Origin of the sequence: Pseudomonas sp. BP01 (genome assembly GCF_022760795.1) — a bacterium.
In the GTDB taxonomy this organism is placed as follows: domain Bacteria; phylum Pseudomonadota; class Gammaproteobacteria; order Pseudomonadales; family Pseudomonadaceae; genus Aquipseudomonas; species Aquipseudomonas putida_Q.
In genome coordinates, this window is record NZ_JAFBKA010000017.1 from 115,664 (window position 1) to 130,120 (window position 14,457).

A 14,457-nucleotide genomic window follows, 5' to 3' on the forward strand; every position below is an offset into this window, starting at 1 on the left:
CGACGGGCGTATACCGAAGGCAGCAACTACCGCAACGTATCGGTCAACGCCAGCGGGGCTGTGCTTGCCCACGCTGGCGGCATTGTGCTCGGCTCTTACCTGGGCGACACCAATGCGCTGGTTCACGTACCCGATATTGCCGGGGTGGGTGTGGACAACGCGCCAGGCGCTAAAACCAGTGACGGTGGTTACTTGCTGGCCCCGCACATGCGCCCCTACCGGGTAAATCAGGTTGCGCTGCAGACCGACGAACTGGGGCCGGACGTGGAGATAGAAAACGGCACCACCCAGGTGGTGCCGCGCCGAGGCGCAGTGGTCATGGCCGAGTTCAAGGCGCGCCATGTGAGCCGCCTGATCCTGACCCTGCAACACCCCGACGGCAGCCCTTTGCCCTTCGGCACCCGGGTCAGCACCCAGCAAGGCGAACACCTGGCGATCGTCGGGCAGGCCGGACAGGCGCTGGTGGCGACCGACGCCCATCCACAGACATTGCTGGCCACCTGGGGCGAGCAGGCTCAGCAACAGTGCCAACTGCCGATCGACCCTTCAACCATGCAGGAAGACCAGGGTTACCGCATGCAGACCCTGCGCTGCACAACGCCATGACAGGAAACACAGAATGCCTCGCAAATTTTCCATGAACCTGAGCATCGCTACCATCCTGGGCATGTTGTCGGTGACCAGCGCCGTACAGGCCGCTGACGAATGCAGGTGGGAATCGACCCCCGGACCGATGCTGTTCAACCTCAACCTGCCCGCCACAGCATGGGTGGCCAGGGATGCCCCTGTGCCTAGCAAGATCGCCTCATGGGGCCCACAGATCATGACGGGGACCGATGGTGCCCGGCTGATCTGCGACAGCGACGGCCTCAGGACGATGACCGCCAATGTCACCACGCCATTGCCCCTGGCCCCTGGCACATTCCCGACAGTCGATGGCCATAACGTGGACGGCAAGGTGTTGCAGACCAGTATCCCCGGTGTGGGCCTGTACGTGCAGTTTGGCAGTTTTCTGAACGGCACGGCGAATAACCACTTCAAAGCGGTCGATGGCATCGGCGCCCTACCCTTCCTGGCCGAACATAGCGAGAGGATGACCCCCAATAACTTGACCACGAACATCCAGCGCCTCCAGTACATTGCGCTGATCAAGACCGGCACCATTCCCCCAGGGCCGCAATCATTCAGCCAGGAAGTAGCCAGGGCAACCATGAGTGATGTGGGCGACGCACTTCGGCTGACCCTCAATGGCCAAGTCATGCAAGCCCAGTGCACGCTGAAGGCCGACGCGGTCAGTGCCAACCCGGTACAACTGGGCAACCATGACATCGCCGAGTTCACCGGGGAGCACACCACCACCAACCCGGTCGATTTCTTCATCACCCTCAGCGACTGCGAGGACGACCCGGCAGGCAGCGTTGCCCGCGCGTTCATGCGCCTGGACGGTGTGGACGGTTCGGTGCCGATCGATCGTGACCTCGGCCTTTTCAGCCTGACGACTGACTCATCTGCCAGCGGTATCGGCATCCAGGTACTACGCAGTGACAACACACCCTTGAAACTGGAAGAGTTCCTCGACATGGCTGCTGTCACTCCAGGCACCATGCGCTTTGACCTGCGTGCACGTTATTACCAGACTGCACCTGTGGTCACCGCAGGGGAAGCCAAGGGGGCCTTGAACTTCACCATCGAGTACCGTTGAGCTGACGGCCTGGGGACCCGCCCCGGGCCCGTTTTTGGCCGCACAACGACTAAAACGCAAAAAGGGACCCGAAGGTCCCCTTTTGCGTTACATATTTGGAGCGGGAAACGAGACTCGAACTCGCGACCCCGACCTTGGCAAGGTCGTGCTCTACCAACTGAGCTATTCCCGCATTTTTAAACTTTACCGCTTTCGGCGTGAAGCGCCATGAAGACCTTCACCACCACTGCACCGCATAGACGCCACAGTATTTAAACTGGAGCGGGAAACGAGACTCGAACTCGCGACCCCGACCTTGGCAAGGTCGTGCTCTACCAACTGAGCTATTCCCGCAAATGGCGTCCCCTAGGGGACTCGAACCCCTGTTACCGCCGTGAAAGGGCGGTGTCCTAGGCCACTAGACGAAGGGGACACACAACACTTTTCAGTGCACCAGACTTGAACCTCACGATTCACCCTGGATTTTCTTTTCCTGCCCCGCCGCTAGGCGTTGCCGGAGAAACTGGAGCGGGAAACGAGACTCGAACTCGCGACCCCGACCTTGGCAAGGTCGTGCTCTACCAACTGAGCTATTCCCGCAATATGGCGTCCCCTAGGGGACTCGAACCCCTGTTACCGCCGTGAAAGGGCGGTGTCCTAGGCCACTAGACGAAGGGGACACGCTGCTGGCATTACTGCCTGCTTTCACTCCCTGCCGCGTTTCGCTGTGTGCTTTACGCTGCAAGTGGCGCGCATTCTATGGATGGTTCGGGAAGGCGTCAACCCCTTTGTAGAAATTTATTTAAATCAATGACTTCCGGGTGGGTTGAGGTGCAGATGCGGGCCGGGTTGTCGATATAGAGAGAAGTCATCCTGCACTGGCCTCTTCGCGGCTAAAGCCGCTCCCACAGGGACCGCGCCGCTCTCAGGCCTGTGCAGTACCTGTGGGAGCGGCTTTAGCCGCGAAAGGGCCGACACAGGCATACAGCCGCTGTTCGCCTCTTGGCAAACTCACTACACTCAAAGCTGTAATTCTTCTTCAATGAGGCATTAACGGTGACACCACTTCTGATCACCCTGCTCATCGTGGCGGGTATCGCGTTGCTGATCGTGATCGGCTACCTCAACAATGTGGTCGAGAACGGCAAGCTCGAACGCGCGCGGACCAAGATCGAGCTCGCCGACCGCCTGCGCCGCTGTGGCGAAATCACCGAGACCTTCCCCGGCCAGTTCATGACCCCGGCCCTCAAGCTGTTGCTGACCCGCCTGGAGCTGAACCTTAACCAGCGCCAGTTGGCAGTGGACAAGCACAATGCCGAACTCAAGGCGCGTATCGCCGAGCTGGAGGGGCTGATAGCCTTGGGCGAAAAGATCCCGGTGAACAACCCGCCCAACCCGATCCACACCGAGGTCAAGGCCAAGGACGTGCGCTTCTTGCTGGAGGCCACGCACAACCAGGTAACCCGTGCAGCCCATGAAGGCTTCTTGCCCACGCCCGAGGCCAAGCATTGGGTCAAGGAAATCCGCCACATCCTGGTGCTGCTGCACATCGAGTTCTTCAACAACCTCGGCCAGCAGGCCTTGCAGAAGAATCAGCCGGGCCAGGCACGCCTGGCATTCGAGCGCGGCGTGCAGTACCTGCGCAAGCAGCCGGAGCCGAAGGTGTATGAAGAGCAGCTGACGTATCTGGAGAAGTTGCTGGCCCGTGCCAATGCCCAGGTGCTGGACCGCATGGCACCGGCGGAGGACGAGCACAACGAATTGACCGACGGGCTCAAGACCGATGAGGAAGAGACCTGGAAGAAGAAGGTGATCTACGACTGACGCTTGAACCTGTACTGGCCTCTTCGCGGCTAAAGCCGCTCCCACAGGTACTGCATCGCCCTCAGGCCTGGTGTGATCCCTGTGGGAGCGGCTTTAGCCGCGAAGAGGCCAGCACAGGCGATGCAACACTTAGCAGTCAGTCAGCTCCAGGAAGATAGCCGCCAACCGCTCCAGCCCCACCTGGTCCGCCTCGCTGAACCGCCCAACCTTGGGGCTATCCAGGTCCAGCACACCAATCAGCCTGCCCTCCTTCACCAGCGGGATGACCAGCTCACTGTTGGACGCGCTGTCGCAGGCAATGTGCCCCGGGAACGCATGCACGTCCTCCACCCGCTGGGTCTGCCGCGTTGCCGCCGCTGCACCGCACACGCCCCTGCTGAACGGAATGCGCACGCACGCCACCTGGCCCTGGAACGGGCCCAGCACCAGTTCTTCGTTGCGGTTAAGGTAGAACCCGGCCCAGTTCAGGTCGTCCACCTGGTTGTACAGAAACGCCGAAAACTGCGCGGCATTGGCGATGAAATCACGCTCGTCGGCAAACAGCGCCTGCACTTGCGCCGCCAGCAGGTTGTAGCCGTCGAGGCCGGCGCCACTGGCATTGAGGTCGATCATTTACTTTTGCTCCAGCAATTGCAGCCCGACCCAGTAGCGGGCGAACTGATAGGCACAACGGCCATTACGGTTACCGCGGCCGGTGGCCCAGCGCACGGCGAGGATGTCGAGTTCTTCGGAGCGCCGCCAGGCAAGGCCGGCAGGTTTTGCAAGCTGGCCGATCCAGTGCTCAACCACATTCAGGAAGTGGTCCTGGGTAAACGGGTAGAACGACAGCCACAGACCAAAGCGGTCAGACAAGGCAATCTTGTCTTCCACCGCTTCGCTGGGGTGCAGCTCGCCGTCCACGCGCTTCCAGTTTTCGTTGTCGCTCTCCTTCTCGGGCACCAGGTGGCGGCGGTTGGAGGTGGCGTAGAGCAGCACGTTGTCCGGCGCCTGCTCCAGCGAACCATCAAGCACGCTCTTGAGCACCCGGTAGTCGCCCTCCCCGGCTTCGAACGACAGGTCGTCACAGAACAGGATGAAGCGTTGCGGCAGCTTCTGCAGCTGCTCGACCACCCGTGGCAGGTCGGCGAGGTGGTCACGTTCGATTTCGATCAGGCGCAGGCCGGCGCCGGCATGTTCGGCCAGCAAGGCGCGCACCAGCGACGATTTGCCGGTACCACGCGAGCCCCACAGCAGCGCATGGTTGGCTGGCAGGCCATTGATGAACTGGTGGGTGTTGCGGCCCAGCTGGTCGCGCTGTTTGTCGACGCCGATCAGGTCGGTCAGGCGGATGTCCAGGCTGACTTCCAGCGGCAGCAGGTAGCCGCTGCGGCCATCGCGCTGCCAGCGGGCGGCCAGGGTGGTGCCCCAGTCGATGCTCGGGCGTTGTGCTGGCAACAAGGGTTCGAGGCGCGCCAGTACCGATTCGGCGCGGTCCAGAAAAGCAATCAAGCGAGCGTCCATGACGACTCCTAACAATTTCAGTTTTTTGGGGGCGCAGAGCGGCCCCCGCTTGGCGATCAACTGAAATGAACAGACAGACCCGCCAGCAGCCGGGGCTATTCGGCTATGCTTGCGCAGCGCAAGGAACGTGAAAACCGGCTCGGGACTCATGGATATCAAGTTCACCAATCGCCTGTCATACAAGCAAGCCCGGCTGACAGTCCTGGTCGGCTTCATCCTGGGAACATTGCTCAGTCTCATCCAGATCGGCATCGATTATGCCAGCGAAGACGCGTCCATCAACCGTGAAGTGAACGCGTTGCTGCAAATCAGCCACAACCCGGCCTCGCGCATCGCCTACAACATCGACTCGGAACTCGCGCTGGAGCTGACCCGCGGCCTGTTGCAGTCGCCGGCCGTCATCCGTGCACGGCTGATCGACAACAACGAAACCGTGCTGGCCGATGTCGAGCGGCCCAGGCTGCAAGACCGCTACCGTCCGCTGAGCGACTTTCTGTTCGGGGAGCAGCGCCAGTTCAAGGCACGCCTGTACCTGACGCACATGCCCGAGGAATACCTCGGCACCCTGTACCTGGATGTCGACACCTACGCCTTCGGCAGCCGCTTTCTCGAACGCGCCGGCATCACCCTGCTCAACGGCTTTGCCCGCAGCCTGGTGCTGACCGGCCTCCTGCTGGCGCTGTTCTACATGATGCTGACCAAACCGCTGGTCAAGGTGATCGGCGCGCTCAGCGGCAGCGACCCGCGCAAACCACGGCAAACCCGCCTGGACTGCCCACACGGCCACGAACACGACGAAATTGGCGTGCTGGTGAAGGTCGCCAACCAGCAGTTCGTCAGCATGGCCACCGAGATCGAGCAGCGGCGCACTGCGGAAAACCGTCTTACCCAGTACCTGAACGAACTGGAAGACATCGTTTCGGCACGCACCAACGAACTGAAGGCCAGCAACAGCAGCCTGAGCCTGTCCAACCAGGAGCTGGAACAAGCGCGCCGCCGCGCACTGGACATGGCCCAGGCGCGTGCTGCCTTCCTGGCCAACATGAGCCACGAAATCCGCACCCCGCTCAACGGCATGCTCGGCATGATCGCCCTGGCCCTGGACAGCCCGCTGCCCAGCGAGCAGCGCCAACAACTGGCGATAGCCCACGACTCGGGCAAAGTGCTGGTGGAGTTGCTGAACGATATCCTCGACCTGTCCAAGTTCGATGCGGGCCAGCTGGAGCTGGAACACATCCCGTTCGACATGGGCTCGATGGTGGAAGACACCGCTAACCTGTTGTCGCAAAACACGGCGCAAAGCGTGGAGCTGACCTGCCTGATTGCCCGCGACTTCCCCAGCAGTGTGCTCGGTGACCCCACGCGGGTGCGGCAGATCGTCAGCAACCTGCTGTCCAACGCGTTGAAGTTCACCCGCTTTGGCCGTGTCGATGTGCGCCTGGTGAGCATCGTCGGCGGCGTGCGCCTGGAGGTGCGCGACACCGGCATCGGCATACCCGAAGAGGCCCAGGCGCGGATCTTCCAGCCATTCACCCAGGCCGGCGCCGGCATCACCCGCCAGTACGGCGGCACGGGCCTGGGCCTGGCCCTGACGCGCAACCTGTGCAAGGCCATGCAAGGCCATTTGCACATTCGCTCCGAAGCGGGGTTTGGCAGCTGCTTCAGCGCCGAACTGCCGCTGGCCGAGCACACCGAAGCCATCGCCCCGGCGCCGCTGCACGGGCGCGTAGCCGCCCTGAGCGCTGCAGGCAGTGGGCTTAACGAACTGTTGCAGGGCCTGCTGCCCGCCTGGGGCCTGGCCTACCAGCGGCATGACAGCAGCGCGACGCTGGACGCCATGGCGATGGACCTGCTGATTACCGACGACGTGGACCACCTGTTCGACCTGCGCCAAACGCTGAAAACCCCCATCCTGCTGGTGACCGCCTACGGCAACTTCTTGCCCAGCGAGCAATCGGCCGCCCTCGCCCCACTTCATCAACTGGCCCGACCGCTGGCGCGCAACGCCCTGTACCAGACCCTGCGCCGAACCCTCCAAGGCTTTGACCCCGAACACCCGCTGGCCAGCCCGGCCATCACCCTGGAGGCAGGCCGTGCGCGGATTCTGCTGGTAGAAGACAACCCGGTGAACCAGCTGGTGGCCAAGGGCATGCTGGCCAAGCTCGGCTGCCAGGTGCAACTGGCCACCCAGGGCGCCGAGGCCCTGGAGCTGCTGGAGCGGGATGATTTCGACCTGGTGCTGATGGACTGCAACATGCCGGTGATGGACGGTTACGAAGCCAGCCGGCGCATCCGCCAGAGCGGCCGCTGGCCCGACCTGCCAATCGTCGCGCTCACCGCAAACGCCATGCCCGAGGAGCGCGAACGCTGCCGGGCGGCGGGCATGAACGACTACCTGGCCAAGCCGTTCCGCCGCGAAGAGCTACTGGCGCTGGTCGAGCACTGGGTGCCGCTCAACGGCTGAGCAGGCGCTCGATGTCTGCTTCCAGGGCCCGTGGCTTGGTAGTGGGGGCATAACGCGTCACCTGGCCGCTGGCCGGGTCGACCAGGAACTTGGTGAAGTTCCACTTGATCTTCTGGCTGCCGAGAATGCCCGGTGCGCGCTGCTTGAGCTCGACGAACAGCGGGTGGGCGCCCGGGCCGTTGACCTCGACCTTGCGAAACAGCGGGAAGCTCACGCCGAAGTTGCGCTCGCAAAACTGCGCAATGTCCCGCGCATCGCCCGGTTCCTGCTTGCCGAACTGGTTGCACGGGAAGCCCAGTACCACCAGGCCACGCTCGTGGTAGGCCTGCCACAGTTGTTCCAGGCCCTTGTACTGCGGGGTAAAGCCGCACTGGCTGGCGGTATTGACCACCAGCAACGCCTTGCCCGGGAAATCGCCGAGCTTCTTGTGCTCGCCGCCCAGGGTCACGCAGGGGATGTCCAGCATCGATCCAGCCATGTTCGGGCTCCGGTCAGTCACGCGGGCGCAAGTCGATGCACACCGAGTTGATACAGTAGCGCAGGCCAGTTGGTGGCGGGCCATCGGGGAACACGTGGCCCAGGTGCGCGTCGCAGCGGGCGCAGGTGACTTCGGTGCGGATCATGCCGTGGGAGGTGTCACGGATCTCGATCATCGCGCTGTCTTCGATCGGCGCGTAGAAACTTGGCCAGCCGCAGCCGGAATCGAACTTGGTCTGCGCATCGAACAGTTTCGCGCTGCAGCAGATGCAGTGGTAGATACCATCGCGGCGCTCGCTGTTGTACTTGCCGCTGAACGGCCGCTCAGTGCCTTTGAGGCGGCATACCTGGTACTGCTCGGGGTCGAGCATCGACCGCCATTCATCCAGGGTTTTTTCAATCTTTTTCATGTGGAAACCTCGGCAGGCTGAATTTCACCCCGCACCGTCTTTTCCGGGGCGCGGGTGGCACGTATATTAGTTGGCTTCGTGTGCCAGGCGTTCAGTCTGGCACCCGCTTCCTGCCGTTTCAAACCTTTCGGCGGGGCGTAGCGCGTTTTCTCATATCGGGATCCCATCATGCAGTTCAGCAAATCGAACAAGCTCGCCAATGTCTGCTACGACATTCGCGGCCCAGTGCTCAAGCACGCCAAGCGCCTGGAAGAGGAAGGCCACCGCATCCTCAAGCTGAACATCGGCAACCCGGCGCCGTTTGGCTTCGAGGCGCCTGATGAAATTCTCCAGGATGTGATCCGCAACCTGCCTACCGCACAGGGCTACAGCGACTCTAAAGGCCTGTTCAGCGCACGCAAGGCGGTGATGCAGTACTGCCAGCAAAAGGAAATCGAAGGCGTCACCATCGAGGACATCTACCTCGGTAACGGCGTGTCCGAGCTGATCGTCATGTCGATGCAGGCGCTGCTGAACAACGGCGACGAAGTGCTGATCCCGGCCCCCGACTACCCGCTGTGGACTGCCGCAGTGAGCCTGGCTGGCGGCAAGCCGGTGCACTACCTGTGCGATGAACAGGCCGACTGGTTCCCCGACCTTGAAGACATCAAGGCCAAGATCACCCCGAACACCAAGGCCTTGGTGATCATCAACCCGAACAACCCGACCGGCGCGGTGTACTCCAGGGAGCTGCTGCTGGGCATGCTGGAGCTGGCCCGCCAGCACAACCTGGTGGTGTTCTCCGACGAGATCTACGACAAGATCCTGTACGACGAAGCCGTGCACATCAGCACCGCCTCGCTGGCCCCCGACCTGCTGTGCCTGACCTTCAACGGCCTGTCCAAGTCGTACCGGGTGGCGGGTTTCCGTTCCGGTTGGCTGATCATTTCCGGGCCCAAGCACCACGCGCAAAGCTACATCGAAGGCATCGACATGCTGGCCAACATGCGCCTGTGCGCCAACGTGCCGGCCCAGCATGCCATTCAGACCGCACTGGGCGGCTACCAGAGCATCAACGACCTGGTGCTGCCGCCAGGCCGCCTGCTGGAGCAGCGCAACCGTACCTACGAGCTGCTCAACGAAATCCCGGGGGTCAGCTGCGTGAAGCCGATGGGTGCGCTGTATGCATTCCCGCGCATCGACCCGAAGGTGTGCCCGATTCTCAACGACGAGAAGTTCGCGCTTGACCTGCTGCTGTCGGAAAAACTGCTGATCGTACAAGGTACGGCGTTCAACTGGCCGTGGCCGGACCACTTCCGCGTGGTGACTTTGCCGCGGGTGGACGACCTGGAAGCGGCGATTGGCCGGATCGGCAATTTCCTGCGCACTTATTCGCAGTAAATGATGGCCTCTTCGCAGCGCAAGGCTGCCCCTACAGGTGTACGCGTTCCCCTGTAGGAGCAGCCTTGCGCTGCGAATGGGCTGCAAAGCAGCCCCTCGCACTCTCACAGGGTGTTTCTTACATCCTGCAACGCTCTATCCCACTGCCCCCGCGCCATCCTCTGCCATACTCCGCCGTACACAGTTTGAAATAGTCGCACGATTGAATCCACGCGACAGGCCCCTTATATACCCCGCAGTAAGCGACAATTCATCCGTCAGGAGAACGTAACAACCATGATGCGCATTCTGTTGTTTGTGGCCACCAACCTCGCGGTGGTGCTGGTTGCAAGCATTACCCTGAGCCTGTTCGGTTTCAACGGGTTCATGGCCGCCAACGGGGTCGACCTGAACCTCAGCAGCCTGCTGGTGTTCTGCGCCGTGTTCGGCTTTGCCGGCTCCCTCGTCTCGCTGTTCATCTCCAAGTGGATGGCGAAGATGACCACCGGCACCCAGATCATCAGCCAGCCGCGCACCCGCCACGAGCAGTGGCTGCTGCAAACGGTCGAAGAGCTGTCCCGTGAAGCAGGCATCAAAATGCCCGAGGTGGGTATCTTCCCGGCGTACGAGGCCAACGCCTTCGCCACCGGCTGGAACCGCAACGACGCGCTGGTAGCCGTGTCCCAGGGCTTGCTGGAGCGTTTCTCGCCCGATGAAGTGCGGGCAGTGCTGGCCCACGAGATCGGCCACGTAGCCAACGGCGACATGGTCACCCTGGCGCTGGTGCAGGGCGTGGTGAACACCTTCGTGATGTTCTTCGCACGCATCATCGGCAACTTCGTCGACAAGGTCATCTTCAAGAACGAAGAGGGCCAGGGCATTGCCTACTACGTGGCGACCATCGTTGCCGAGCTGATCCTGGGCATCCTCGCCAGCATGATCGTGATGTGGTTCTCGCGCCGCCGCGAGTACCGCGCCGACGAAGCCGGTGCACAGCTGGCCGGCACCTCCGCCATGATTGGCGCGCTGCAGCGCCTGCGTGTGGAGCAAGGCCTGCCGGTGCACATGCCCGACACCATGAAAGCCTTTGGCATCAACGGTGGCCTCAAGCACGGCCTGGCCGGGCTGCTGATGAGCCACCCGCCACTGGAAGACCGTATCGAGGCCCTGCGCCGTCGCGGTTGATCCATTGGGCAATACAGAAAGGGCGACTTCGGTCGCCCTTTTTCGTATTACCGGCCAAGCCGGTAAACCCGCTCCAACAGACTGGAAACCCCGGCCTGCAAAAACTTGGGGCTCTCCTGAATCACCTCTACCGCCTCCAGTTGATTCAGCTGCCACCCTGCAAACCCCTGCCGCACCTCTGCGTCCCCGACTGAAAACGGCGGCCCGGGCAGTAGTGACTGGTCATAATCCAGGGTCACAACCAAACCCTGGCAATGCGCCGGCAGCCAAGCCGTCAGCACCTGCATGTACATCGCGCGCATTTGCGCCGGCAGCGCAATCAGCGCCGCCCGGTCATACAGCCCCACGCAGTCGCCGATATCCTGCGCACGCAACGCAAAGAAATCACCACACCACAGCTCCACGTCACCACTGCGCCAAACCTCGAAGTCCCGGCGTTGCTGCACCTCGGCTTGAAGGCCGTGCTCGCGGAAGAAATCTTCCACCGCCCGCCGCGACAGCTCCACACCCAACACGCGGTACCCCTGCCCGGCCAGCCAGACCAGGTCCAGGCTCTTGCCGCACAGCGGCACCAGCACGCGGCTGCCAGGCGCCAGGCCCAGCGCCGGCCAGTGCGCCTGCAAGTATGAATTGACCTGCCCTTGGTGAAAGCCGATCTGGTTGTCGGCCCACCGCTTGTGCCAGAACGCTGGCTCCATGGTTGCTCCTTGTTTATCGAGTAAACCGATAGAAAACGCGTAAAACTTGCGATGGATATCGATCAGTTTCTGATCGAAGATGAGTGCATCTTAACCCTCAGGACCTTGCCATGCTGCCCAGCCTGTTCATTTCCCATGGTTCCCCCATGCTCGCCCTGCACCCCGGTGCCAGCGGGCCGGCTTTGGCCGGGCTGGCCAACAGCCTGCCACGCCCCAAGGCAATCGTGGTGGTGTCGGCGCACTGGGAAAGCCGTGAACTGCTTGTGACCAGCAGTGCACAACCAGAAACCTGGCACGATTTCTACGGTTTTCCACCGGCATTGTATGCGGTGCAATACCCGGCGCCGGGCGAGCCTTCCCTGGCAGGCCAGGTCAGCGAGTTGCTGAAGGCTGCCGGGCTGCCAGCCCGGCTGGACGCTCAGCGACCGTTCGATCATGGCGCCTGGGTACCGCTGTCGCTGATGTACCCGGACGCGAGCATTGCGGTGGTGCAGGTTTCCCTGCCCAGCCACATGGGGCCTGGGTTGCAGGTGAAGGTGGGCCAGGCGCTGGCAAGCTTGCGCGACGAGGGCATCTTGCTGGTGGGTTCGGGCAGCATCACCCATAACCTGGGGGAACTGGACTGGCACGCAGGGCCGGATGTGATCGAGCCGTGGGCGCTGGCGTTCAGGGATTGGGTGGTGGAGCGGCTACAGGCTGATGACCAGGCGGCATTGCTGGATTACCGGAAGCAGGCGCCGTTTGCGGTGCGTAACCACCCCAGTGATGAGCATTTGCTGCCGTTGTTCTTTGCCCTGGGGGCTGGGGGCAAGTTTGGGGTGGTGCATCAGGGGTTTACCCTGGGGGCGCTGGGGATGGATATATATCGGTTCGACTGAAGGGCCTCTTCGCGGGCAAGCCTGCGAAAGGGCCGGTACAGGCAAAAAAAATCCCCGGCCTGGACCGGGGATTTTTTTATTGCGCCAGGATCAATCCTCGCGATAGCGACGCAGCTTCAGCTGCTTGCCAGCCACGCGGGTGTCCTTGAGCTTGGACAGCAGCTTCTCGAGGCCATCTTCCGGCAGCTCGACCAGGCTGAAGCTGTCGCGCACCTGGATGCGGCCGATGGCGTCACGCGCCAGGCCACCCTCGTTGAGGATCGCGCCCAGCAGGTTCTTGGCAGCGATACCGTCACGGGCACCCAGGGCGGTACGGCAACGTACACGGCCTTCGGCCAGTGGCAGCGGCGCACGGCGCTCGCGGTCACCACGGTCAGGACGCTCGCCACGGTCAGGGCGCTCACTGCGCTCGCCACGCGGGGCACCAACGCCCGGCACCAGCGGCTGCTCACGCTCTACCGCAGCCAGGTCCAGCGCCTGGCCATTGGTGGCTTTGCGCAGCAAGGCCGAAGCCAGCGCACGTGCGCTGCAACCCAGGTCGGTGGTCAGGCGGTCGAACAGTTCGCCGTGGGTGGCTTCTGCTTCGGCTACCAGCGGCGCCAGGCTCGAGGTCAGCTTCTTGATGCGGGCATCCAGCACGGCCTGGGCATTCGGCAGGCGGGCTTCGGCAACTTTCTGCCCGGTCACACGTTCGATTACCTGCAGCATGCGGCGCTCACGCGGGGTGACCAGCAGCAGCGCACGGCCTTCGCGACCGGCACGGCCAGTGCGGCCGATACGGTGCACGTAGGACTCCGGGTCGTACGGCATGTCCACGTTGAACACGTGAGTGATGCGCGGTACGTCCAGACCACGGGCAGCGACGTCGGTGGCGACGACGATGTCCAGGCGGCCATCCTTGAGCGAGTCGATCACGCGCTCACGCTGGTTCTGGGCGATGTCGCCGTTCAGCGCAGCAGCCTTGTAGCCTTTGGCTTCCAGCGCGGCGGCCAGGTCCAGGGTGGCTTGCTTGGTACGCACGAAGGCGATCAGCGCGTCGAACTCTTCCACTTCCAGCAGACGCAGCACAGCCGGGATCTTCTGGTCGGCGTGGACCATCAGGTGGGCCTGGTCGATCGCGGTTACGGTCTGGGTCTTGGTCTGGATCTTGACGTGCTTGGGCTCGCGCAGGTGGCGCTCGGCGATCGAACGGATCGACGACGGCAGGGTAGCGGAGAACAGTACGGTCTGACGGGTAGCCGGGATTGCGTCGAAGATCACTTCGAGGTCATCCATGAAGCCCAGCTTCAGCATCTCGTCGGCTTCGTCCAGTACCAGGTACTGCACGGTGGACAAGACTTTTTCGTCACGACGCAGGTGGTCGCACAGACGGCCTGGGGTGGCCACGACGATTTGCGCGCCGTTGCGAATTGCACGCAGCTGTGGGCCCATCGGGGCGCCACCGTATACGGCAACCACGTTCACGCCCGGCATCTGCTTGGCGTAGGTTTCGAAAGCGGTAGCAACTTGCAGCGCCAACTCACGGGTTGGCGCCAGGATCAGGGCTTGCGGTTCGCGCTTGCTCACATCGATCTTGTTGAGGATCGGCAGGGCGAAGGCAGCGGTCTTGCCGGTGCCAGTCTGCGCCTGGCCGATCATGTCGTGACCGGCGAGGATGATCGGGATCGATTGTTGCTGAATGGCGGACGGCTCTTCGTAGCCGGTAGCCACAACAGCAGCAACAATGTTCGGATTAAGATCGAGAGCGGCGAAGCCGCCGGTTTCCTGGGTCATGGGTCTGCCTCTAGGTGCATCCGCAAAGACCCATGCTCCAAAGCTGCACATGCCTTGAAAGACCGTCAGGTCACCCAGGCAGCTTTGGCGGCGGGGATTTGCGAAAACGATTGAAAAAGAAAACGTAGGAAGGTCCGCCTAGCGGACGTGCAGCCGAAGCTGGACTCGGAGGATTTGCACCACCTGATTTTGAGGTCCGCTAAAAGAC

The 14,457-nt window shown here is 62.4% G+C and carries 12 protein-coding genes, 5 tRNA genes and 1 pseudogene; 7 read left to right on the forward strand and 11 right to left on the reverse strand.

Annotated features, from left to right (window positions below; all coding sequences use genetic code 11):
* Positions 1-60 precede the first annotated feature (60 nt).
* Together JOY50_RS29300 and JOY50_RS16925 are read left to right on the forward strand one after the other, a co-directional pair.
* Positions 61-606: a fimbria/pilus outer membrane usher protein gene (locus JOY50_RS29300; protein ID WP_405045990.1), complete on the forward strand. Its 546-nt coding sequence runs from the start codon at positions 61-63 to the stop codon at positions 604-606.
* A 13-nt stretch (positions 607-619) separates the two neighbouring features.
* Positions 620-1,702: a fimbrial protein gene (locus JOY50_RS16925; protein WP_138736927.1), complete on the forward strand. Its 1,083-nt coding sequence runs from the start codon at positions 620-622 to the stop codon at positions 1,700-1,702.
* Between the two features lie 96 nt (positions 1,703-1,798).
* Here the strand turns inward: JOY50_RS16925 and JOY50_RS16930 are convergent.
* From JOY50_RS16930 to JOY50_RS16950, 5 genes are all read right to left on the reverse strand, one after another.
* Positions 1,799-1,874, reverse strand: a tRNA-Gly gene (locus tag JOY50_RS16930).
* A gap of 85 nt (positions 1,875-1,959) precedes the next feature.
* Positions 1,960-2,035: transfer RNA gene (locus tag JOY50_RS16935), tRNA-Gly, on the reverse strand.
* A gap of 3 nt (positions 2,036-2,038) precedes the next feature.
* A tRNA-Glu gene (locus JOY50_RS16940) sits at positions 2,039-2,114 on the reverse strand.
* Positions 2,115-2,205: 91 nt separating this feature from the next.
* Positions 2,206-2,281: transfer RNA gene (locus JOY50_RS16945), tRNA-Gly, on the reverse strand.
* A 4-nt stretch (positions 2,282-2,285) separates the two neighbouring features.
* Positions 2,286-2,361 (reverse strand) — tRNA-Glu (locus tag JOY50_RS16950).
* A gap of 376 nt (positions 2,362-2,737) precedes the next feature.
* Here JOY50_RS16950 and JOY50_RS16955 point away from each other — a divergent pair.
* Complete coding sequence (locus JOY50_RS16955; RefSeq protein ID WP_132846951.1) at positions 2,738-3,505, forward strand: hypothetical protein; 768 nt, start codon at positions 2,738-2,740, stop codon at positions 3,503-3,505.
* Positions 3,506-3,634: 129 nt separating this feature from the next.
* Here JOY50_RS16955 and JOY50_RS16960 read toward each other — a convergent pair whose 3' ends face one another.
* Together JOY50_RS16960 and JOY50_RS16965 are read right to left on the reverse strand one after the other, a co-directional pair.
* Entirely contained in the window at positions 3,635-4,117 is a 483-nt protein-coding gene (locus JOY50_RS16960; protein ID WP_063425495.1) for a GAF domain-containing protein, read from the reverse strand.
* Entirely contained in the window at positions 4,118-5,005 is an 888-nt protein-coding gene (locus JOY50_RS16965) for an ATP-binding protein (RefSeq protein WP_243055558.1), read from the reverse strand. It abuts the gene before it with no gap.
* Positions 5,006-5,110: 105 nt separating this feature from the next.
* Between JOY50_RS16965 and JOY50_RS16970 the strand changes: the two are divergent.
* Positions 5,111-7,469 (forward strand): annotated as a pseudogene (locus JOY50_RS16970) (response regulator).
* Here the strand turns inward: JOY50_RS16970 and JOY50_RS16975 are convergent.
* Entirely contained in the window at positions 7,459-7,947 is a 489-nt protein-coding gene (locus tag JOY50_RS16975; protein ID WP_132846947.1) for a glutathione peroxidase, read from the reverse strand. The pseudogene JOY50_RS16970 and the gene JOY50_RS16975 sit on opposite strands and share 11 nt — an antisense overlap.
* A 13-nt stretch (positions 7,948-7,960) precedes the next feature.
* Complete coding sequence (gene msrB, locus JOY50_RS16980; protein ID WP_016500928.1) at positions 7,961-8,356, reverse strand: peptide-methionine (R)-S-oxide reductase MsrB; 396 nt, start codon at positions 8,354-8,356, stop codon at positions 7,961-7,963.
* 168 nt (positions 8,357-8,524) lie between these two features.
* Here msrB and JOY50_RS16985 point away from each other — a divergent pair, with 168 nt between their 5' ends.
* On the forward strand, positions 8,525-9,736 hold the full coding sequence (locus JOY50_RS16985) for a pyridoxal phosphate-dependent aminotransferase (RefSeq protein ID WP_019472411.1): 1,212 nt from the start codon (positions 8,525-8,527) through the stop codon (positions 9,734-9,736).
* Positions 9,737-10,012: 276 nt separating this feature from the next.
* Positions 10,013-10,900: a protease HtpX gene (gene htpX / locus JOY50_RS16990; RefSeq protein WP_016500929.1), complete on the forward strand. Its 888-nt coding sequence runs from the start codon at positions 10,013-10,015 to the stop codon at positions 10,898-10,900.
* Positions 10,901-10,947: 47 nt separating this feature from the next.
* Here htpX and JOY50_RS16995 read toward each other — a convergent pair whose 3' ends face one another.
* Positions 10,948-11,598: a thiopurine S-methyltransferase gene (locus JOY50_RS16995; RefSeq protein WP_138736930.1), complete on the reverse strand. Its 651-nt coding sequence runs from the start codon at positions 11,596-11,598 to the stop codon at positions 10,948-10,950.
* 110 nt (positions 11,599-11,708) lie between these two features.
* Between JOY50_RS16995 and JOY50_RS17000 the strand changes: the two genes are divergently transcribed.
* On the forward strand, positions 11,709-12,476 hold the full coding sequence (locus JOY50_RS17000) for a class III extradiol ring-cleavage dioxygenase (protein WP_243055560.1): 768 nt from the start codon (positions 11,709-11,711) through the stop codon (positions 12,474-12,476).
* A gap of 90 nt (positions 12,477-12,566) precedes the next feature.
* On the opposite strand, the gene JOY50_RS17005 is transcribed toward JOY50_RS17000, so the two are convergent.
* On the reverse strand, positions 12,567-14,249 hold the full coding sequence (locus JOY50_RS17005; protein ID WP_016500932.1) for a DEAD/DEAH box helicase: 1,683 nt from the start codon (positions 14,247-14,249) through the stop codon (positions 12,567-12,569).
* Positions 14,250-14,457: the final 208 nt, after the last annotated feature.